Annotated in this window: 25 protein-coding genes and 1 pseudogene; 13 read left to right on the forward strand and 13 right to left on the reverse strand. The window is 44.4% G+C overall.

Features of this window, described 5'->3' with window-relative positions; translation table 11 throughout:
* Positions 1-3: 3 nt before the first annotated feature.
* From WMO41_RS09205 to WMO41_RS09225, 5 genes are all read right to left on the reverse strand, one after another.
* Entirely contained in the window at positions 4-420 is a 417-nt protein-coding gene (locus WMO41_RS09205) for a hypothetical protein (protein WP_349229486.1), read from the reverse strand.
* Between the two features lie 51 nt (positions 421-471).
* Positions 472-843: a DUF2500 domain-containing protein gene (locus tag WMO41_RS09210; RefSeq protein ID WP_349229487.1), complete on the reverse strand. Its 372-nt coding sequence runs from the start codon at positions 841-843 to the stop codon at positions 472-474.
* 261 nt (positions 844-1,104) lie between these two features.
* Positions 1,105-1,251: a hypothetical protein gene (locus WMO41_RS09215; protein WP_349229488.1), complete on the reverse strand. Its 147-nt coding sequence runs from the start codon at positions 1,249-1,251 to the stop codon at positions 1,105-1,107.
* A 77-nt stretch (positions 1,252-1,328) separates the two neighbouring features.
* Positions 1,329-1,877, reverse strand: a complete 549-nt coding sequence (locus WMO41_RS09220) for a hypothetical protein (protein ID WP_349229489.1) — start codon at positions 1,875-1,877, stop codon at positions 1,329-1,331.
* A 238-nt stretch (positions 1,878-2,115) separates the two neighbouring features.
* A complete protein-coding gene (locus WMO41_RS09225; RefSeq protein ID WP_349229490.1) occupies positions 2,116-3,441 on the reverse strand; it encodes a DUF2812 domain-containing protein in 1,326 nt (441 codons plus the stop codon).
* Positions 3,442-3,979: 538 nt separating this feature from the next.
* Between WMO41_RS09225 and vapB the strand changes: the two genes are divergently transcribed.
* Both vapB and vapC read left to right on the forward strand, forming a co-directional pair.
* Positions 3,980-4,210 carry a type II toxin-antitoxin system antitoxin VapB gene (gene vapB / locus WMO41_RS09230; RefSeq protein WP_118562441.1) on the forward strand — a complete coding sequence of 77 codons (231 nt, stop codon included), beginning with the start codon at positions 3,980-3,982 and terminating at the stop codon, positions 4,208-4,210.
* A complete protein-coding gene (gene vapC / locus WMO41_RS09235; RefSeq protein ID WP_349229491.1) occupies positions 4,207-4,611 on the forward strand; it encodes a type II toxin-antitoxin system tRNA(fMet)-specific endonuclease VapC in 405 nt (134 codons plus the stop codon). The genes vapB and vapC overlap by 4 nt, the downstream gene beginning before the upstream one ends.
* 325 nt (positions 4,612-4,936) lie before the next feature.
* Here vapC and WMO41_RS09240 read toward each other — a convergent pair whose 3' ends face one another.
* The gene (locus tag WMO41_RS09240) at positions 4,937-5,407 is read right to left on the reverse strand and encodes a methylglyoxal synthase (protein WP_349229492.1); all 471 of its coding nucleotides are present in this window, start codon (positions 5,405-5,407) and stop codon (positions 4,937-4,939) included.
* A 529-nt stretch (positions 5,408-5,936) separates the two neighbouring features.
* Here WMO41_RS09240 and WMO41_RS09245 point away from each other — a divergent pair.
* The 6 genes from WMO41_RS09245 to WMO41_RS09270 all read left to right on the forward strand — a co-directional run bounded on the left by WMO41_RS09245 (position 5,937) and on the right by WMO41_RS09270 (position 11,884).
* On the forward strand, positions 5,937-7,316 hold the full coding sequence (locus WMO41_RS09245; RefSeq protein WP_349229493.1) for an ABC transporter substrate-binding protein: 1,380 nt from the start codon (positions 5,937-5,939) through the stop codon (positions 7,314-7,316).
* 83 nt (positions 7,317-7,399) lie between these two features.
* Complete coding sequence (locus WMO41_RS09250; protein ID WP_118586863.1) at positions 7,400-8,290, forward strand: carbohydrate ABC transporter permease; 891 nt, start codon at positions 7,400-7,402, stop codon at positions 8,288-8,290.
* Positions 8,280-9,107 carry a carbohydrate ABC transporter permease gene (locus WMO41_RS09255; RefSeq protein ID WP_118656217.1) on the forward strand — a complete coding sequence of 276 codons (828 nt, stop codon included), beginning with the start codon at positions 8,280-8,282 and terminating at the stop codon, positions 9,105-9,107. Before WMO41_RS09250 ends, WMO41_RS09255 begins: the two co-directional genes overlap by 11 nt.
* A 16-nt stretch (positions 9,108-9,123) precedes the next feature.
* Entirely contained in the window at positions 9,124-10,323 is a 1,200-nt protein-coding gene (locus WMO41_RS09260; protein ID WP_349229494.1) for an ABC transporter ATP-binding protein, read from the forward strand.
* Positions 10,292-11,086, forward strand: coding sequence for a sugar phosphate isomerase/epimerase family protein (locus tag WMO41_RS09265; RefSeq protein WP_235388732.1), 795 nt, complete (start codon positions 10,292-10,294; stop codon positions 11,084-11,086). Before WMO41_RS09260 ends, WMO41_RS09265 begins: the two co-directional genes overlap by 32 nt.
* Positions 11,087-11,089: 3 nt before the next feature.
* Positions 11,090-11,884 (forward strand): HAD-IIA family hydrolase, encoded by a 795-nt coding sequence (locus WMO41_RS09270; RefSeq protein WP_349229495.1) that lies wholly within the window; start codon positions 11,090-11,092, stop codon positions 11,882-11,884.
* Positions 11,885-12,694: 810 nt separating this feature from the next.
* On the opposite strand, the gene WMO41_RS09275 is transcribed toward WMO41_RS09270, so the two are convergent.
* Positions 12,695-13,093: a hypothetical protein gene (locus WMO41_RS09275; protein ID WP_349229496.1), complete on the reverse strand. Its 399-nt coding sequence runs from the start codon at positions 13,091-13,093 to the stop codon at positions 12,695-12,697.
* A gap of 258 nt (positions 13,094-13,351) precedes the next feature.
* On the opposite strand from WMO41_RS09275, the gene WMO41_RS09280 reads away from it, so the two are divergent.
* The 3 genes from WMO41_RS09280 to WMO41_RS09290 all read left to right on the forward strand — a co-directional run bounded on the left by WMO41_RS09280 (position 13,352) and on the right by WMO41_RS09290 (position 15,308).
* On the forward strand, positions 13,352-14,563 hold the full coding sequence (locus WMO41_RS09280; RefSeq protein ID WP_349229497.1) for an AAA family ATPase: 1,212 nt from the start codon (positions 13,352-13,354) through the stop codon (positions 14,561-14,563).
* A 179-nt stretch (positions 14,564-14,742) separates the two neighbouring features.
* Positions 14,743-15,021 (forward strand): type II toxin-antitoxin system RelB/DinJ family antitoxin, encoded by a 279-nt coding sequence (locus tag WMO41_RS09285; protein WP_349229498.1) that lies wholly within the window; start codon positions 14,743-14,745, stop codon positions 15,019-15,021.
* Positions 15,018-15,308 (forward strand): type II toxin-antitoxin system YafQ family toxin, encoded by a 291-nt coding sequence (locus tag WMO41_RS09290; RefSeq protein WP_015536524.1) that lies wholly within the window; start codon positions 15,018-15,020, stop codon positions 15,306-15,308. The genes WMO41_RS09285 and WMO41_RS09290 overlap by 4 nt, the downstream gene beginning before the upstream one ends.
* Positions 15,309-15,415: 107 nt before the next feature.
* On the opposite strand, the gene WMO41_RS09295 is transcribed toward WMO41_RS09290, so the two are convergent.
* The 5 genes and pseudogenes from WMO41_RS09295 to WMO41_RS09315 all read right to left on the reverse strand — a co-directional run bounded on the left by WMO41_RS09295 (position 15,416) and on the right by WMO41_RS09315 (position 18,700).
* Positions 15,416-15,988: a hypothetical protein gene (locus tag WMO41_RS09295; protein ID WP_349229499.1), complete on the reverse strand. Its 573-nt coding sequence runs from the start codon at positions 15,986-15,988 to the stop codon at positions 15,416-15,418.
* Positions 15,985-16,572 (reverse strand): MobA/MobL family protein, encoded by a 588-nt coding sequence (locus tag WMO41_RS09300; RefSeq protein WP_349229500.1) that lies wholly within the window; start codon positions 16,570-16,572, stop codon positions 15,985-15,987. Before WMO41_RS09300 ends, WMO41_RS09295 begins: the two co-directional genes overlap by 4 nt.
* Positions 16,490-16,897: pseudogene (locus WMO41_RS09305) on the reverse strand (RNA polymerase sigma factor). Before WMO41_RS09305 ends, WMO41_RS09300 begins: the two are co-directional and overlap by 83 nt.
* A 310-nt stretch (positions 16,898-17,207) precedes the next feature.
* The gene (locus tag WMO41_RS09310; protein WP_349229516.1) at positions 17,208-17,399 is read right to left on the reverse strand and encodes a hypothetical protein; all 192 of its coding nucleotides are present in this window, start codon (positions 17,397-17,399) and stop codon (positions 17,208-17,210) included.
* Between the two features lie 359 nt (positions 17,400-17,758).
* Entirely contained in the window at positions 17,759-18,700 is a 942-nt protein-coding gene (locus tag WMO41_RS09315; RefSeq protein WP_349229501.1) for a DUF5301 domain-containing protein, read from the reverse strand.
* A gap of 500 nt (positions 18,701-19,200) precedes the next feature.
* Here WMO41_RS09315 and WMO41_RS09320 point away from each other — a divergent pair, with 500 nt between their 5' ends.
* Together WMO41_RS09320 and WMO41_RS09325 are read left to right on the forward strand one after the other, a co-directional pair.
* Complete coding sequence (locus WMO41_RS09320) at positions 19,201-19,962, forward strand: CpaE/TadZ family protein (protein WP_349229502.1); 762 nt, start codon at positions 19,201-19,203, stop codon at positions 19,960-19,962.
* Positions 19,963-20,565 carry a hypothetical protein gene (locus WMO41_RS09325; RefSeq protein ID WP_349229503.1) on the forward strand — a complete coding sequence of 201 codons (603 nt, stop codon included), beginning with the start codon at positions 19,963-19,965 and terminating at the stop codon, positions 20,563-20,565.
* A 112-nt stretch (positions 20,566-20,677) separates the two neighbouring features.
* Here the strand turns inward: WMO41_RS09325 and WMO41_RS09330 are convergent, their stop codons facing one another.
* Positions 20,678-20,947, reverse strand: a complete 270-nt coding sequence (locus tag WMO41_RS09330; RefSeq protein WP_349229504.1) for an L-2-amino-thiazoline-4-carboxylic acid hydrolase — start codon at positions 20,945-20,947, stop codon at positions 20,678-20,680.
* Positions 20,948-21,195: the final 248 nt, after the last annotated feature.

Consider the following 21,195-nt stretch of genomic DNA (forward strand, 5'->3'; position numbering starts at 1 on the left):
TTGTCATTCGCTCTTTTTGAAGGAAATGGAATCAATTTGGAGATATTTTTTTTGATGACGTGAAATAGAAAGCTCAAGTATATACTTGTCAGTACTGCCATCATCATTTGTGCACTGAAATATCATTTCACCATTTCCGTCATTCAAGGCAATTATATGAAACTCTGAAATAGTTCCCACAATGTTGTGATAATCGCTTACAAAGATTTCTGGTTTCAATGTGATTGACCATTCTTTACGATTATCATCATTATTCAGCTCCAACAGCAAAGAATCTCCATTGACAACTTCGCCCGACCAATTATTTCCATCGACAACAAATGATGTTTGCTGATTATCTGGTATGTTTAAGATAACTACTACTACACCAACTACGATTATCAATATAAGAGCAAAAAAGATACATTGTTTCTTTTTCATAGTGCCCCCTCTTTGTAAATCTCTAGGTTATTTCACACTATCACTCCAGAATCACACGCGCTCAAATGACAGATATCTCGTTCCCTGAAACGTAAGTTTCCCAATGTCGCCTTCCGCCAGCATTCCATATTCACTGCCAGAAACCGGCAGTTCCATCCGGTCACCGCTCTCTACCTGAAACGTGACATAGTAGCTGGTACTGGAAGTCGAATGGTAGCCATGAGTTCCAGACAGGTCACCCGCATTTGCATGGCTATGATGTGTGATATTTTCACGCTTTGCGACGATGGTTGCACTCACCGACAAACGCGGTGACTGATGGTTTTTATGCCATGTTCCGATTCCTGCCACAAACTGAAAGATGATCATGCCAAAAACCATTACGAAAATAATCGGAAACATAATCTCAAACAGCATAAACATATAGCTCACCTCTTCTTCATCTTTCGTCCAATGATTACTCTGAGCATAAAACATACGACAATCACGAAAAGTGAGATAGCGATATACAGTAATGCTTCTGTATACCACGGTGCAGAATACGATTCGTATAGTTTCGGAAAGCGCTTATACTCATAGAAATCCATACCCGTTTTAATCATAATCACGTAGAAACTCGCATAGATAATATATTTTAATAAATCGTATAGCTTATTCATGCCATCGTCTCCGCGATATACTGTTTTAACCTTTTGGCATCGGTAAACTGTAAGTTGTCGATTTCTTTGAACCATTGTTTTTATTGGTTTGTTTTTGTTTCTTTTTTTCTTTTATGCGCTCTTTAATCTTAAAAAATAATTCTAATGCCATTTGATTTGCTATCTGTCCCATAAGCAAACTCTTCTTTCATAATTCAGATTTTCTTGATTCTGCAAATTTGGAATTTATCGCAATATACCATTCGTGGATTATACTCGCTTATAGATAATTGGTTCATCATATCCAAAAGTTTTCTTTCCATTAACTTCCATGCTTTCAGATACTTCCAGACAACTATCAGAAAACTTTTCCCAAAGCTTAAATGTCATTACCGGTGAAAACTGGCTTGTACTGCCTCCTTCCCAGATTCCATCTTTTTCATGATAGAGCGCCGGAGTGAATTTTTCAGATTTTTTCAATTCAGTGTAGTCAGCATTTTTCATAGAATCATATGAAAACGTACTTTTATCTTCTCCTTCTGGTATTTCATAAGAATACAACACAATTCCATCTTCTTTCTCTGTAATAAGGAAAAGATGTGGGGAAGCATGGCGTTTCCCATTTGTCTCATAGTAGCTTTCTTCAACAACAAATTTACCATTAAAATCTTTAGGAAGGTTCAAAATTTTCTCATTACAGATTGTATTAATGTGTTCTGCATAAGGATATGTTTTCCCTTCTTTCTGCATATTATCAAACTGCTCTTTGTTATTAAAGTATCCCGTCATCATATTAATAAAATTATCGAGCTTCATCATGCTTTTTACCTCCCAATCCCAATTTCACAGCCCTATAAGCCAGTAGTTGTCACTTAAGTGCATTTCCTTCGGCATCAATGAAAATGTACCACGAAGGGATAGATGCCCAATAGAATACATACAGATAAGCATCTTCTTCTATAATTTCTTCATTAGTACCTGTTTCATCCGTAATCTTTACAGAACTTTACAGAAACACAATTGGAATTGTTCACAATAAAGGAAATACCCTTGATTCTCATGAACCATGATCCCTCCCTTCGAAAGTAGCCACTGCTTCCTTCAGGCCGGCTAGATCTGTTCCACCATCGAAATCTAGAATGATCAGGTGCGATTTATCTTTTAAAATTACCTCATCCAGAGCAGGTTCCTCCTTATTCACGGAAGCATTGCTTTCTGGATCCGGATTAGTTTCATCTTTCTGGAACATATAGCGGTACCAGGCCACTTCCATACCATTTGAAAGATGTTCCATTTCGTCCGGTAACTTCTGCTCTATCTGGTCCCACCAATCTGACATATCTTTCGGATAACATTCGCTGGTTTTGCGAATGATCCATGGGATGGGGCTTGTGTATATGGTAACGCCTACCGGCGTTCCAGAGCCATTTATTTTAAATTCATCATTCTGACAGCTTGCAAATATGGTCTGCTTTTTATCGATGTCCGCCTCTTCTTCTCCCAGAAAATGTGATGCGGCAGCATTACACAGGGGAATGGTAACCATGCAGAGCACAGTGACACCAACCAGGTATCCCATCCAGTCATCGTGATTATCACCGCTTCCATTATTCCGAATCCAGCTTCTCACAATAAATGAAACTACTACAATAAGTACAGAAGAAATCATAAAACCGGCCAAGGCCCTCATGGAAGAAGAAAATGTCAATGCTAGAACTCCCAGTATCAGGATACCATCAAAAATTATGACATGCTTTTTAAAATTCATCTTTCGATGCAGATCCATTTTAGGAAAGGTTTCATCGTTTTTGAAAACCCTGGAATACCTTTTGACCCATCGATACAGCTGGACATATGTTACTGTCCAGAAAACACAGATCCCAACCATAAGAAGCGTAAGAAGGAGTTGCAGCGGATCAGAAAACATTTTCCCAGGGTTTTGTATGTATCGGTATATCGCCCATGCTTCTAAGATAATCAATACAGGATAGAAAAGTTTCACCGACCAGGTCCAGGAAAGTGACTTCTGGATCAGGAACTGCTTTTCTTCGGTCATGTCCCCTGTGCGCTCCACTGCATCATCCGTCGTATAAAAAATCTGCCAGAAAGTACCGCTGCATTCAAAATTCCAGCCGGCTTCCTGGCACTGCTTACGGAACTGCTCTGCTTTCCAGCTGTCCGCGCCTGTGAGGGAAGAACTTCCCGGAACCAGAAGGGCTGCATATCTTCTCTTTGCAGGTTCTGCTCTATGAAATTTCATGACAGAACCGCCAACGCTCTCCAGAAACCAGCCCTGCGCTGCCATTTCTTCCAAGTACTGTTCAAATACATTTGCCTCCCATAAATCAAAGGACCACCAGACTCGCTTCTTTTGTTTCATCATGTCATCTCCTTTCCGGAAAACAGGCGAATTTCCAATTTTGTATTTACTTTCATTATAGAAATAATAGGAATATCTGACAATAAAGATGAGATTAACAATTTCTTACATATTTCTGTTTATTGGGCAGAATTATCAAATTTTACATATACGGGCATTCGGAAAGCAAAAAAATGTTGGAATGGACTCAGGAAGGAGTTCTTCAGAAATTGCCGTATCGTTGTATTTAAAGAAAGTGTGAACAGCCGAAAAAGTGTAAACCGGAAGTTTTGTGATGAGCTATTGTTGGAAAAAGTAAAATGTATCTTGTATGAAAAAGGCGGATAATATGTCAGTGGAAAAATAAAAACAGGCACCTTGAAACGAGCTAAGGGGGAACTTTGTTTGCATTCAGCTATTCAGGAAGCAAAAGAAAAATAGTGTTGGAGGGGCACTATTTATAAATATACAGTGCTAAAAGCGAAATCCCTGGAAATGCAGAGAATAACTTGACAAAATATATACCATGATATATACTAATAATATAAGGAGGTGCATTACTATGATGACTGCAAAGTTATTTGAAAATGGTCGGAGCCAAGCGGTTCGACTTCCGAAGGAATATCGCTTCAATGGTGATGAAGTGGCGATTAATAAGGTCGGTGATATTGTTATTCTGATGCCGAAGGAAAACAAGTGGTCCGCTTTCCTGAACAGCTTGGAACTGTTCTCGGATGACTTCATGAGTGATGGCAGAGAACAGCCTGCGGTACAGGAGCGTGAAGCTCTATGAAGTATATGCTGGACACTAATATTTGTATCTATGCAATCAAGCATAAGCCGCCCGAAGTCATAAAAAATTTTCTGAAGCATGATCCAGACGATATGTGTATCTCGTCCATTACTTATGGAGAACTGATGCATGGAGTGGAAAAGAGTCAGGCGGTGGAACGCAACCGTGTAGCAATTACATTGTTTTTGTCGTCTATTTCTATCCTTCAGTTTGACAATTATGCTGCAGAAGAATACGGAAAGGTTCGTGCAGACCTTGAACGAAAGGGAACACCAATTGGTCCGATGGATATGTTGATTGCCGGTCATGCGAGATCAGAAGGGGTGGTTCTTGTGACAAATAATACCAGAGAGTTCTTCCGAGTTGATGACTTAGAAGTTGAAGATTGGACAAAAGAATAGGTGGCTCAGTTTGTGTTAAAAACCGCAAAATTCATAGACCGGGAATTAGAGGATTAACGGCGCAAAATGAAACAGGAAAATGTACAGGCATCGGAGTTTCGGTTCCGGTGCCATTCTTTTTCCCCGAAATGAACCAAAGCGGTTCAAATTTTTCATATACGGGCATTCTGAAAGGGAAAAAGTATTGGAATTGGCTCCTGAATGAGCTCTTCAGAAGCAACAGAAACAGCTAAAATGTATGACCCAGGCTACAGCATATCTCAGATAAAGAAAAATATAAGACCGGCGTGACGGACCGGTCTCATTGCGTGGCTCAGGCAGGTACCTACAGTGTTTCTGCCCGATCTGCAATATGCTGTTTGAAATTGATTACTTCATGCTTGTAATCACGATTCATATAACAGGATGTAATCATAAAATCCGCAGTGGATTTATTGACGGCCATTGGAATATCGTAGACCTGGGAAATCCTCATCAGGGCTTTTACATCTGGATCATGAGGTTGCGCTGTCAGCGGATCCGAAAAGAAAATCACGAAGTCAATGACACCCTCCACAATCTTAGCACCGATCTGTTGGTCTCCACCTAATGGGCCGCTGTTATAACCTTTTACTGTAAGTCCAGTCTGATCCGTGATCATGCGGGCCGTTGTACCTGTTCCGTAAAGATTATGCTTCTCCAGCTCAGCTTTATGTTCTTTACACCATGCAATCAGTTTCTGTTTTTCGTTGTCATGAGCAATCAGGGCAATATTCTTTTTCTGGCCGATTGTAAAGGTAATGTATTCTTGAGACATGAAAAAATCCCCATTATCTAAGTATGGAAAGTGCAGATAGATACAACTTATCACAGAATGGTTTATTACACAAGTGCAAAAATATCAAACTGAAGATTAGAACTCAAATTATTAGAATTTCCCCAGAACAGTCAAAATCAGAAGATTTCTCCGAATATTTGATTTTGACTGCAGTATAAGAATCGAATCTTTAATCCAATCTTTTCCGAACTCTCACATCGAAGAAAATCCGTATTCATTATCATCGTACTCGATGCTGATGATATTGGTGTTTTGCGGAAATAATCTATTGCCCGTTCCCTAATCTTAACATTCCACTAAACTCAAAAATTCCAAACTACCAAATTTGGTATTTTTCTTAGAATTAACATACTTAACAATTATTTGCATTTTTCCTAGTTTCTTGTTTAAAAACTTACAATGTTTTTACTGTTTCATGATAGATGTCAAGGCCTTAAAACACTATAATCGGAAACTGTTAAACACATAACCAATCCTATTGCCAGACTAACACGAGGAGAAAAACATTATGAAAAAAAATCTAAAATGTCTCACAGCACTTTGCATGGCTGGTGCCATGATCTCTCTGACCGGATGCGGTTCAGCCAGTCAGTCTACTTCCGCAGATACCACAGCAGGTTCCGCCTCTTCCGAAGCCACCACTTCCGCCGAGAGCACCGCTTCCGGCAATGGTTCCAAAACCGTTATCGAGTACTGGCACTGTAATGCAGAGAACCAGGGCGGACTGACCGTAGATGAACTGGTAAAAAACTTTAATGAGAACAATGACCACATTGAAGTTGTTGCTAAATATAACCCGGATATGTATAAGGGACTGATGCAGAACCTGCAGGCTGAAGCCGCTACCGGCAATACCCCGGCACTGGTTCAGATCGGCTGGGCTTTCCTGGATTATTTTTCCAACAACTTTTCCTACACCTCCCCACAGGAGATCATCGACCAGTATGATGCTTCTGACAAAACCTTCCTGACCGACAATTTTCTGCCAAACGTCCTGGATCTGGCCGTCAACAGCGATGGCGTACAGGTCGGAATACCGTATTCTTTAAGCAGCCCGGTCCTCTACATCAACCGCGATCTGCTGAAGGAAGCAGGGCTTTCCGAAGAGGGACCGAAGACCTGGGAAGAAGTTGATTCCTTTGCCAGAACTGTTCAGGAAAAGACCGGAAAATATGGTTTCTATATGCAGGAGCCAGCAGATTTCTGGGCACAGCAGGGACTCATCGAGAGCAATAACACTTCCATGCTGACCAAGACCGCAGATGGCAAGATCCAGGCAAGCTTCGCAAGCCCGGAAGGCATTCAGGCTATGCAGATGGTTGCTGACCTCATCAAGGACGGTGCCGCTCTCCATGTTTCCTGGGATGAAGGCTGCCAGAGCTTCATTGATGGCAACTGCGCAATGCTCTACACCACCATTGCCCGACGCGCATCCGTTCAGAAGAGCGCGCAGTTCGATGTCGCTACCGTAAAATCCCCGACCTGGGGCAGCAGCCCGCGTAAAGTTCCGGCAGGCGGATGCTTCTTAGCTATCACCGCACAGACCGATGAGCAAAAGGAAGCCGCATGGGAGTTTGAGAAATACCTGTACAGCGTGGAATCCATGGCTGCATGGACCATCGGAACCGGTTATGTACCGCCAAGAAAGGATGTTGCAGACGCAGAGAACGGACTGAAATCCTTCCTGGCTGAAAATGAGATGATGAAGGCTGCCATTGAGCAGATGGACGGCGTGGTTTCCTGGACATCCTTCCCGGGTGATGCAGGTCTTCAGGCTGAGCAGATGCTCCTGGATATGAGAGATCAGATCTTCGGTGGACAGGTAACTGCCGAGGAGGGTATGACTTCCACCCAGGATGCCATCAATGCCCTGTTAGACGCACAGTAAGCTGACATTCCAGATGCAGACCGGTACTTTCCCTTTTGCTCACGGGAAGGTACCGGTTTTCCTGAATTTACGGAGGTAATCACTTGAATAAAGAAACAAAAAAACAAACGATTCTGGGCTATCTGTTTCTGATCCCGTCCCTGGCCGTGTTCGCAGTCTTTATGTTTTACCCACTCCTTTATACCTTTTACTTAAGCTTTTTTGAGTGGAACATGGTAAAGCCTGTAAAAAAATTTGTCGGTCTGAACAACTACATTGCCGTATTCCGGGATCCGAATACCTTTAAGATTCTGGGCAATACCCTTGCTTACATTCTGGTTCTGCTGGTCCTGAACTTTGTGCTGCCCTATATTCTCTCCTTTATCCTCTCCGCCGTGATCCGGCATGGAAAGAGTTTTTACAAGGCTGTGTTCTTCCTTCCCAGCGTCATCTCCCTGGTGGTCGGCTCCATCCTCTATACCTGGATCTTAAACCCGATTTCCGGACCGGTGGCCATCATTCTCGGTAAATTCGGCATCCAGATGCCCTTCTGGTCCAAAACCGACGGATGGGTCATTGCCGTGCTCTGCATCATCACCACCTGGAAGACCTTCGGCTACAACTTCATCAATATTTTAGCCGGTGTCTCCGGCGTATCCCAGGAAGTTATTGAGGCCGCACGGCTGGATCAGGTTCCCATGTGGAAAATCTTTCTGGACATCATTGTGCCCATGAGCTCCGCCACCGGAATTTACGTGTTCATCACCACCATTGTCCAGGGACTCCAGTATGTGTTCACCCCCATCAAGGTCATTACCCAGGGCGGACCGAACTACGCCAGTTCCAACCTGATCTACGCTTCCTACCACGAGGCCTTTACCCTGTACCGGACCGGCACCTCATCGGCCATTTCCATTCTGACCATGCTGCTGTTCATTGTCCTTTTACTTCTGGAATTTAAATTTGTGGAGAAGGGAGTCTACTATGAAAACTAACAATCATTCGGAAATTGGCTGGCACATGATCCTGGGTGCCATCGTCTTCCTCATGCTGGTTCCCATCGTGTTCGCTCTGTCCAACTCCTTCAAGACTCTGCAGGACGCGTTTAATACCATTTTTGAGATCATTCCGTCTCACCCGACTCTGGAAAACTATCGGCATGTATTTGAAAAACTGCCATTTGTCCAGATAACCTTAAATACATTTCTGATCGCGGCATCCGTTACCACATTCAAAACCATTACCAGCCTGTTTGCCGCCTATTCCTTTGTTTATTTTGATTACAAGGGAAAACAGTTTTTCTACTTTATCATGCTGAGCACCATGTTTATCCCGTTCACCGTGACCATGATCCCAAACTACCTGATGATTTCAAAACTCGGTCTGCGGGATTGCATCTGGGGCGTGGCACTTCCGCAGTTTGCGGATGTTTTAGGTATCTTCCTGCTGCGCCAGGCCATGCGCGGAATTCCGAAGGCCCTCATTGAGGCTGCACGGATGGAAGGCATCGGCAGCCTCAAGATCATGCGCGATATCATCCTTCCGCTGGTGCGCCCGTCCATTCTCACAACCGGGATCATTTTCTTTATCAATTCCTGGAACGAGTATGTATGGCCGGTTCTCATCTTAAAGAGCAAGGAAAACTACACGCTTTCCCTGGCGCTCCAGATGTACATCAGCGCCGAGGGCGGCACCGAATTTACCATTGCCATGGCCGTATCCGTCATCACCATGATCATTCCGCTGGCTCTGTATCTCATTTTCCAGCGCTATATCATCAACACCTTTGCCGCATCCGGCGTAAAAGGCTAATCTGTCAGGAGGACTTATGAATAATATCGTTTTTGAACACGTCGTAAAAGCATACGGAAAAAATGTGATCGTCAATAATCTGAATATGGAAATCCGGGAAGGTGAGCGGCTGATTCTGCTTGGACCGTCCGGCTGCGGAAAGTCCACCACCCTGCGCATGATTGCCGGTCTGGAGGATATAACCTCCGGTTCCCTGCATATGCGCGGCCAGGTAGTCAACAATGTTGCCTGCGGAGACCGCGGCGTGTCGATGGTATTCCAGAACTACGCCCTTTTCCCGCATATGACCGTAAAAAACAACATCATCTACGGCTTAAAGGCTCACAAAATGGAAGCGGCTGAGATTAACCACCGCCTGGAGGAAGTACTGGAAATGCTGCAGCTTAAAGGTCTGGAAGACCGTAAGCCGAAGGATCTTTCCGGTGGACAGCGCCAGCGTGTTGCCCTGGCCCGTGCCGTCGTAAAACGCTCTGACTACTTTCTTCTGGATGAACCGCTTTCCAACCTGGATGCACAGCTCCGCCTGCGTGCGCGAAAAGAACTGGTCAAGATCCACGAGATGTACCGTCCGACCATGGTTTATGTCACTCATGACCAGATTGAGGCCATGACCGTGGGACAGCGTGTTGCCATCATGTACCGCGGAAATATGGAAATGCTGGACACGCCAAGCCATGTATACAATATGCCGGCAAGCATCTTCTGTGCCCGCTTCATTGGCTCTCCGTCCATGAACATCATATCCTGCCAGTATGAAAACGGCAATCTCTCCATCGGAGACCAGATGATCAGACTGGAGCCGATGTGGCGTCCGATCGCAGATGCCTGTCCATCCGGAAAATACTGCGTCGGCATCCGCCCGGAACATGCAGTCTTAAGCAGCCGTCCAACGGAAACTTCCATCTGTGGAACCGTAAAATACGTGGAGGACTATGGCAACCGCTACGGCGTTTATATTGATGTCAAGGGTGAAAAGAGCGAGCTGATTGCTATCTGCAACGACTCGGTCCCGCGCCCAGGCGAAAACATTTTCATCAATATTGATTTCCGCAAACTGCATCTGTTTGATGCCCAGAGCGAGAAGTCCCTTGGATATCCGGAAGAAATCCGCCGTCTGAATGCAGCCCTGGATTTTTTCATGCCGGATGCCCAGAATAAAAACCAGAAAACAGGAGGTAAATATCATGAATCTTTTGGTCAGTACCAATGTGTATAAACCGGGTCAGCTTGCCCGGGTCATCCCGCATTTACATGCCTTCCGTGGTCAGATTGGCGTCGAGCTGTTCCCCATGTTTGACGCAGACTGCTATGAGGAAGAGCTTCTTCATTGCCTGCCGGAGTTTGAAGGAATCCCAGTTAGTTTCCATGGCCCGTACTATGAAACCGAGCACAGCGCAGCCCCCGGCACCCCGGAATATGCGCACTCCATGGACCTGATCCGCCAAACTCTGCCTTACTGTGTGCGCCTTCGAAGCCAGTATCTGGTCTTTCATCACAACAACATCCCGGTGACGGAAGAACGCCGGGAAGAGATGATCCGTGTTTCCAGAGAAAACTATAGGGAAATTGCGGAGCTGTTCAAGCCGCACCAGATCCCGGTGGTGGTGGAGAATGCCGGTGTCCTGGACCGCGGCAACATGCTGTTTGACCAGGATGCGTTTATCCAGCTCTGCAGGGAAGAACATTATCCGGTGCTGATCGACATCGGTCATGCTTACGCCAACGGTTGGGACCTGGCGCAGACCATGGAAGCGTTAAAGGATCAGATCGTGGCTTACCATCTTCATAACAATGACGGTGTTCACGACAGCCATCAGCGGATTTTCCACGGGACCCTGGATTTTCCCCTGTTTCTGTCTGATTATCAGAGACTGACTCCAAACGCAGATCTGGTTCTGGAATACAGCCCGGATGTAGCAGATGATGAATCCGGAATCCAAGAAGACATTTCCTGGCTTCTGGAGCAAATCCGGAGGTAGCTTATGCTTTCCGAAAAGAAACTCTTCTTATTTGATATTGACGGAACCGTGGCCTTGGGCGATGTCCTGCTGCCTGGAGCGGCGGAATTCTTTCAGGAAATTAAAGAGCGCGGCGGGCAGTTTGTATTCATTACCAATAACTCCACCAAAAGCATTGCGGACTACATCAAAAAATTCCGTCAGATGGGTGTCTCAACCGATCCACAGAATTTTGTAACTGCCTCCACCGCTTCTGCCATCTGGCTGCGGAAACACGCAGCTGGAAAGAGTATCTATACACTTGGAACACGATCACTGATCCGAGAACTTGAAGGACATGGAATCCGCGTCACCACGGATCCGGACACTCAGGATATTTCTTTTGTGCTGGTTGCCTACGACAGCGAACTTACCTACAAGAAGCTGACTGACACCTGCCGCATCCTGCAGACCCGTTCTGTCACCTTCCTGGCCACCAACCCGGATCTGGTCTGCCCGGTCCCATTTGGCTATGTACCAGACTGCGGCTCCATATGTCAGATGATTACTAATGCCACAGGCCAGGTACCACATTATATAGGAAAACCTTCTACCGATATGGTGGATATTGCGCTCCGGGAAAATCCGTTTTCCAAAGAGGAAACCGTGATAGTGGGTGACAGGTTTTACACTGACATTGCATGCGGGAACGCTTCCGGGGTAGAGACAGTCCTGGTACTAACCGGTGAAGCGAAAAAAACAGATACTATGATTCACACGTACACTCCAACTTATATTTTCGACTCCATAAAAGAAGTAAAGAAAGCCTGGAAGAATTAGTAATCCAGGCTTTCTTTACTTCTTTAAAATCTCCAATGAGGTATGTGTAATGATTGAATAGATGAAATAACACAACATATGGCATTGCTTACTTATAAAAAAGTAATCGACTCAGCAACGAGAACGATTACTTTTTTAGATAGTATGAATTTAAGTGCTTCTTCATTCTACTGCAAAATCGCAAAGATAGCAAGGAAATGTGGCATCATGAGAGAGGTATTGATATATTTTCTGCTTAATAATGCCGCCTCATATCTGAAAGAGAGTAGTGTAGATAAATTATATGTATTTAATTTCGCCATATGCAATTCCAAAACCCAACTTCCTTCTCTCCCGCTATTTTCCTGACCTCTCGAAAAAATATTTCTCCACTAGGTTCTCCTAATTTGTTCGCGCGCCGTCAGGCGTTTGCCGCCATCAGGCGGCTCACTCAATGGATAAATAGAAAGATAAATGGAAAAGAAAATAAAAACGGCGCTGATGCGCCGGCAATCAAGGAATTTATACAGCCAATGCACTCTCTTATTCAATGAAAAAGCCGAGGGAGCAATGAAAATTTAGAGATATCTGCTTGCATATGGCGAAAATAAATACATATGATTATCTCAGCATTCATACACATCCTATATATTTTAGTGTAGAACATTATCGGCCATATAAAAAACGGCCAAAAACCCGCTGTTGCATGATTTCCATATAGCAGCGGATTTTTGGCCGTAATTCTTTGCTAAAAATCTTCAATACATATCCCAGCCGGGCCTAGGAATATTCCTGGCATCCAGTGATAAATTGAAGCGTTTTCTCATCACATTAATTTGCTTTCTCCACAGAAATAATGGTTCCTGTAAACGCATCCACTTCGCTGAGCTCTCCCGTATAGGTTACCGTTACCTCATCTCCTTCTTTAACATCTGATAAGCCTTCCGGTGCGGTATCGAATGTCATTGCATAGGTACCCTTATCGCTTTCAATCGTGAACATAAAATCCTTGATCTCCTCAATCTTTCCTGTCACAGATTCCGTTTTTTCCTCTGTTTTCTGCGATTCAGACTGAATTGTCTCGCTCTGGGTAGTTTCTGCCTGCGTTGTTTCTGCCTTGGTCGTTTCCGCCTGGGTAGGCGCTGCTGTGGTTGTGTCAGCCTTGGCACCGCATCCAGCAGCCAAAGCCGCGGTCATCATCAAAACTGCAATAAGATTTCTTTTTTTCATAATAAAGCCTCCAAACTAAATAGATTTGATTTTTTTTAATTACACTAATTAGACGTATTGAAACCCTGAAAAGTTTCAAAGCTCTAAAAATTTTTCATTAATTTTTTTATGGCTATCTGACGTATGAATAAGATCGTAAAGAGTCGTAAAATCATCGTTTTATAATCTATTTCATAAATTTATTTTCTTATATCGAATATATAATTTGATATTTTGATTTTTTGTGGTTATACTATAAGGGAAAGGAGGCTTCCAATCATGTTATGCCAGTTCACTTTTCAAAATTTTAAATCTTACAAAAATGAAACTACTTTAGATTATCAGGCTGCAGTACTTCCTGAATTCAAAAATACACTGATCACTGAGACTTCTGCCTCTGATCTTCTGCCAGTTAATGTCGTCTATGGCCCAAATGGCGGTGGAAAGTCAAACCTGCTGCAGGCGCTTGCTTGCGTCATCTCTACGGTCGTAAAACCGGTGAATGAATTAAGGAAAAACAGACAGGGTTTCATCCTCCAGCAGAAAATTGATGCAGTTCCCTTTCTGTTTGATGAGATTTCCAAAAATGAACCGACCGAATTCCGGCTATTTTTCAGGATTGAGAAGAATGAATACTGCTACTATCTCGCCTTAAAAAATGATGAGGTTATATCGGAATCCCTTTACAGAAAAGCTGTCACCGGGAAGAAAACTGCCATGCTTTTTGAACGTGAGGCTGACAGCATTTCCCTTGGCTATACGATTAATAAAAAAAGCCTGAACACCAGCATTAACCCTAAGATGCCGTATCTTTCTTTCCTGGCCATTAACTATGACATTCCGGTCATCAGCGAGGTTATTACATGGTTTGAAAGCTGCATTATCCGCAGCTATGCAAATCCCGTAGTGGAACATCAGATTCTGTTAGCCAAAGATGCGCCATATAAGGAGCAGTTCATCCGCGCTTTAAATGATATGGATATTGATATCACCGGGTACCGCTATGATGAAGATACAAAGCAGCTCTTCATGCAGCGCACGTTATCTTCCCAGGAATATGAATTGCCATTCTCCCAGGAATCCGATGGAACCAAGAAACTTATCGCGGCCCTTCCGGTGATCTTGCTTGCCCTCAGAGAAGGACGCATGGTGATCATTGATGAGCTGGATGCAAAGCTTCATCCGAAGCTTTTGCGCTATGTCATTTCCTTGTTCAAAAATAAAGAGATCAACAAATATGGGGCCCAGCTTTTATTCACATCCCATGATATGTATACTTTAAAAAATACCATATTCCGCCGTGACGAGATCTGGTTTGCCGCGGAGAATGCTTCCCACGAAAGCGAACTCTATTCGTTGCATGAAATCCGTGGGGAAGATAACGACCGCGTCAAAAATACCGCGGCCTACGATAAGCAGTATCTGGAAGGACGCTATGGAGCTGATCCATACCTTTCCAACATGCTCGGAGGTGATTTTGCAAGAGCCTAAAACTTCGAAAGAAAAGTGATCTGGATAAAAGCTAGATGAACGCCCGGATTTCTGCGGTAATCTCAATCATAGAGTTTCATCCTCCTTGAATGAATTTATTGTTAAATATTCGTGCAAAGTATTGTTTTCTTCGTGCAAATGGCATATACTATAATTGCCAGCAGAAAGGGGTTGATCGTATGGCTGGAAATACCACAAACATCAGTATCCGCATGGACGCAGATTTGAAAGCACAGGCGGACGCACTGTTTACTGAACTTGGCATGAACCTGACTACGGCGTTTAACATCTTTGTGCGCCAGTCGCTTCGTGAAGGCGGCATTCCCTTTGAAGTAAGGCTAGAACAGCCGAACAAAGAAACGGTTGCTGCCATGCTGGAAGCGGAAAGGATTGCAAAAGACCCGTCTGTAAAGGGCTACAATGACCTTGACGAGTTATTTACTGACCTGAAAAGATGAAAGAAACCAAATATACCGTCAAGTACACGACCAGTTTCAAAAAAGACTACAAACGAGCAATAAAGCGTGGCTTGAAGATTGAGCTGCTGGAGCAGATCGTAGCGTTGCTGGCGATGGGCGAGCCGCTGCCGGATAAGAACCGTGACCATGACCTGTCCGGTGATTGGGCAGGCCATCGGGAATGTCATATTCTCCCGGACTGGCTGCTTGTCTACCGCATAGAAGATGATGTTCTGGTGCTGACGCTGGCCCGCACCGGCACACACAGCGACTTGTTCGGCAAATAAACAGTCTGCCGCCGTATGGGGAAACCTGTACGGCGGTTTTTCTGTGTGCAAAAGTATGTCGTGAAACGCGACGCACTTGACAGGGGTACGCCAAAATACGGTAGCCCTTACCGCTCCGGCTCCCGGCCGAGCAGCTGTCCCGTTCCTGTCGGGACAGCTGCTCGGCGGTTTTGCGGAGCCGTTCCACTGCTTTCAAATCTTCCCGCATGGATTTTCATGGCAAGCGTGTCAGTCTGCTTTCCAGCGGTCAGCTGGTCGATCTCACGCTGCCATGCCTTCTGGGTGATCCCCTCGCCGCTGTCTTTCAGTTCTTTCAGATACCGGGCCGCTGCGTCATAGAGGATCAGTTCCCAGCTGTGGCGCTGCTCAAACTGTTCCCGTTTTTCCGGCTTTACTTTGGCAAGCTGCTTGTGGATGGACTTGTACTGGTTGTACTGTTCCCACATCTCCCCTCGCTCGGTAAGGGTAGCGATCCGGCGCTCGGCCTTGACGATCTTTCCCCGCAGGTCATAGTAACAGCTGTTCATATCAGCGATTTTTTCATGGAGCTGCTGCATAGACTGGATGCCGTTTGCCTGCAAAAAGCTGAACAGTGCAGCGTTTTCCTGCAAAGTCCGGATTTTGCCGGTGCGGGTGCGGGGAGCGTTCAACTGCTGCTGGGTCTCCCACAAGACGGTCAAGCTGCTTTGCTGCGTTTGTGGTTTTCCGTTTCGGCTTTCGACCAGCGATAAAGACGGGTAATGCGGGCTTTGATTTCTTTCAGCAGCTTGTTGTCGGCAGCGATCTGTCGGTTTACCGCCCCCTTGTCGGTACGGATGCCGCGCTTTTCCATTTGGCTGACAGCTGTCCCTAGATGAACAGAGGGAATCTTATCAATGCCCTGCCGCTTGTAGCTGCGATGGTAAATGCGCTCCGGTCTGCCGGCAGATTCCAGCGACCGATTGGTGTAGGCCGCCCACGCTGCCCACGAAATCTCCACATTTCCTTTATCGTTCCAGTCGGACGTATCCGCTCTGTGATTTTTCCAGCCGCCTTTCCCATCCGGGATACGCTGTCCATTCTCGTCCAGATCGTATGCCTTGCGGCACTTTGCGCCCCACTGTCCATTTTCTTTCAGAGGCCGGAGCGTCAGCATGATATGGACATGAGGGTTGCCGGTTCCCTTGTCATGGATAGCAAAGTCAGCACACATTCCTTTGTCTACAAAGTTGTCCTTCACATAGGCACGCACAAGGGTGATACACAGCCACTTTGGAGCAGCCACATAGCATACCGATCTCCGCAAGGCTCAGTCCGTCAAGCGCATAGAGCAGGAACCAGCTGCGCTAGGCTTCGGTACAGGTGTCCAGAACAGCCATCAGCTCATGTAGCGTTTCCACGCGGCAAAGGTATTTCTCCGGCGTTTCGCCGTAGGCCCCTACACCCTCGGTGGTAATGATGTACTCATCAAACTCCCGGCCATCCCAACGCCGTCGCTGTTCATGGAACAGGTTCTCCGTTTTGTGATCGACCCGGTCAAGAAATTCATAGACTTCCAACGTGACCTCCACGGTCACAGCTTGTCCGTTATAATTGATGGTAACTTCCATCTGCCTTTCCTCCATTCAGATTTTTTGGGTAAATCTGAATGGGGTGGCGGGAAACGGCACCGGGATAAAGTTCGGGCCATGCTGACCCGATGTTACGGCTCCATAGAGACAAAAAAGCGCCCGGACGGTATAATGCCATACGAGCGTCAGGGAATATATTTTGCTGTTTAGCTACATGGTATAGTGCATACTTCTTACCGAATTGCTCCGCTGCTGGGAACAGGCTTTTTTTAGCTTGTGCAGATCATGAGTACTGTGAAAAAAGGCAAAAATAGACACGGCGGCAATCCTCCTATATGCCGCCTTGGATTTACACGGTGTTGCGTTCTTCTTTTTTCCGCAGTTCTTCCTGTTCCTCCGTGGATAAAAGAACCGGTTGCAAGGATGGTGGGATATAACGTTCCAAAAAATTGAAGTAGATTTCAATTTCCTGCGTGATGTCCTGGCTGCCTTTTCGGGCGCGTTCGTGGGCAAGGACTTCATGAAGTCCTACCACATCCATATAAACACAGGTCAGCCGTTCATACCCTGTAGCCTAAAACATACGGATATCCCGTTCATACTTTCCTCGGTTATAAAGGCCCGTCAATGCATCGATATTATAATAATCCGGTGTTTTCTCATGGCGCTGAAGAAGCTCCAATTCCTTTTCTCCCTTTTCGGAAAAGTGTTCCCGCTGTTCATTTCCCCAATTTTAGTGTATATTCATACATTTCTTAATTTTTCGAGCAATTTGAGCAACTGTATCTTGGATTTTGCCTACTGAATATTGAGAAAATTTAGGCTGAGAATTGAAAAAAGGCTATCCCTTTATTGAGACAGCCTTTTGAATTTAATTTGACTCATCTATCGTTTATTCTCTCATTCAGATTCTTCTCTGTATTCAAAGACGAACCACTTTTCATTCATATAAATTTCTATTGTATCGTCTGCCCCATACTGATAACCAAATCCACTTCCAAAATTAGACTGATTATCTTCTGTTGGTATTTCAGTTCCATCGACAGTTGATGTTATTTCTCCATCCATAGTGCCACAACGTGCATCCATGATGCTTTCTCTCCCTGTATCGTAGTATAATTTACCATCTATTCTTACCATAGGTATTCTATCCCACATGGCATTTGCTTCTGTCTGTTCTATCACGGTAATTTTATAAACCTCTCCTAATTGTGCAGGATATGATTCCATTATTTCTCCGTTATAGCTAATTTCTACGAAATCTCCAATTTGTAATTCAAGGTTCTCTTCGTTTGATATATAAAACTTATCTGCTGAATCAAGTTCCAAAGAACCATCTACCGGTTTTACTATTATTGAATCATGATTCGTTTCAATTACCGATGCCTGAAATGTTACCATTAGCGGTCTATTATCTGCCGAAGCAAGCATTTCAGTTATACAATTACCTAAAGCAGGCGTTGGTTTATAAATTCCTTGATATGGCTGTTCTACATATTCGATTCCTTTATCTACATAGTAAAAAAGAGTAGTTCCTGCCGCCCCATCACAATTTATATTGATCGTAATAGAATCTTTGTTGACCGGTTCATCATTGATTGATTGCTGACTGGTTGTTTCCATATCCATTAGCATAGATAAAAATTCATCAATAAACTCCGTAGCTTCACCTTCAGTGTTAGGTGACATAGCATATTTGTCACCGTCAGAGACACCAATCGATACAATATCCTCTCTCGCTGGCAATCTAATAGGATTCCCCTGTTCTTTTCTTCCACATGCACATAACATAATTGAAACAAAGTAGCAAAGACAAACAATACTGCATAATTTCTTTTTCATGGTCATAATCCTCCCCAAAATATATTTCGTATTATACGTTATCTAAGTGTATATTTCAATGTGTGGGAAATAGCCGGAACGTGTTTTTATGCATTGTGAATGCATGTTTATAGGCTCGTTTTCAGTGGGCACACAATTCCGAAAAGGGAGTTCCTTTTCATCAAAGTACACCGTCTGATTATTGCCCGGGTATTCTTCCCCTTTTTGATTTTTCTAAGAGATTTCTATCTCCAAATCCCCGCTTATGAGAGGATACTCCAGCCCCTTCTTCTCAATATATTCTGACACTATCTGCAATGCGCTTTTTACGCTGCAGCCCTTTTTACATATAATTTTCATTCCATTACTTCTAAATGGCACCGACCACTTTCATCTCAAAAGCATTATACCGCTTAAAAAAATTATCACAAGTTGCCTTATGGTAAGCGAAGCGGGTTTACTATTAGACAGAACCGCTCTCCTGAGATATAATATCCTTAAGATTTGAAAAGGGGATTTTTATGAATTCAGAAAAATATATAAGTCATACCGTTATGTCTCTTATTTCGGCCAAAGGGGGAGTTGGAACCTCCACATTAACCAAAGAACTGGCGATTGCATTTAGTAAAGACGTTTCCGTCTGTCTGGTTGATATGGCCCTCTCCTGCCCTGCCCAGGAAACACTTTTCCGCATACTTCCAACACGTACAATGGAATATCTGTTTAAGCACAAAACAGGGGATCTTTCCCCTCTGTCCTGGCAGGATCTGGAACCCTATCTTACGCCTGTCCCCGGTCGGAATATCCATCTTTTATCCGCCAAACAGGTGAAAGGAGCGTACCCTCTGCCTCTTAATCGGATCATACAGCTCATTTCTTCTTTGAAGGCTTATTTTGACCTGGTTCTTATTGATACCGATATGGCATCCACGGATGTTTCTGCGAAACTCGTGGAATTATCGGATCGGGCCCTGCTGGTCACAGATGATACGGAGTGCTCAATTAAAAACAATCAGCGCTTTCGTCGGCTGCTGACCCAAAAGCAGATCAGTTATGATCACATGCATGTGATCGCAAATCAGATCAGGAAAGAATCGCAGATGTACTCGGATCAGGAAATAGAGGCGCTTCTTCACATTCCGGTTCTTGTAACGCTGCCATACTATGACCAGGTCTGGAAATATAATAATTCTTACCTGTCATTATATGAAGACCCGGTAAGTCCGCTCCAGCCCTCCCTGTCATCATTGGTGGACCGACTTTTCAAACTTCTGGAGAAATAAATGATGCTTTTAAATAATGATCACGGTCATCCCCTGCCGGATGCCCCAGTGTTTTACAGTGTTCTTTCGAAAAACAAACAGGAGCTGCGGGCAGCAGCCAGGGCGAACCGTATGATGAAACGCTTCCACCTGACAATCCCCTATATCATCGCCTGCCTCATGGCTTACTATGGTTTTTTTCGCTACTATCCGCAGTTAAAAACCAGTTTTTTAGGTATATGTATCCTGTATTATGCCGCGGCGTATTTTATCCGCTGGTATTTGGAACCACAATATGCCCTGTTCCTTTTGCGGCATCGGCCCTACTACCTCGCAGAATCGGATACGTTTCTCTTTTTTACCTTATATGGGTTAGAAGATGAAGACGGAAAACTGACTCAGGCCAGAGATCTGGCCGTGCTTTCCTGGATCCAGCGATGCAAAAAGCAGATCCCAGATGACAGCCCTGTCCTGCGTATTATCCAAAACAGAACTTTTAAAGATCCAGAGGAAGAAAAATATATTCCGATCAGTTTATATGAACTCATTCTCCGGCAGCTTGCCTTTCAAAATCCGGATATTTTAAATGGACTGAAATATTACAACCGACAATGTGATAAATAGGAAGAGGATCTCCAACGCCCTAGAATCGTCCGGAGATTCCCTTTTTAATTTACTCTTTATTTTCCGTAATAAAATAGTCGCAATACCCGCCACCGTTCGCCAGCGTCTGTTTTTAGTGCAATAGGCCATGCTGAAGTGTGATCGTCACCTCATCCAACTTGCAAAACAACGGCATCAACTCGGATGCGCCTATCTTCTTCATATAAGTAAAAATAAAGCAGCGGGTAATAAGGTAGTAGCATAGCCCCATGACAAACGCATGAGTAAATAATATCTCCATGTAGTAGCCCACCTTAAGGTATTCACGCCCCAAGCGGGAGGCGTCCTTCACGATGAGGTTCGCCACCTGTCCCGCTTCGATCATCTCCACTTTTTTTTCCATGAGGGCCGCTCAAAGTTCGTGCCAGAGTAGCCGTCATCCGCAAGGAAGATGGTATTTCAAAGCCTTTTTCTTTTGCATATTTCTCCAGCAGGGTGCGCTGAGATGAGATTTGTCAAGGGTATTTTCTTTGTTAAGCATTTCTTCCTAAACTATACAAGATACAAAGTAGTGGCTTTGCTTAGCAACGTTCCGACAGTACATTTATGATTCGTAACGCCGCAGACGTGAGAAAACAAATGGGGCAAGAG

Source organism: Ventrimonas faecis (assembly GCF_040096075.1).
In the GTDB taxonomy this organism is placed as follows: domain Bacteria; phylum Bacillota; class Clostridia; order Lachnospirales; family Lachnospiraceae; genus Brotaphodocola; species Brotaphodocola faecis.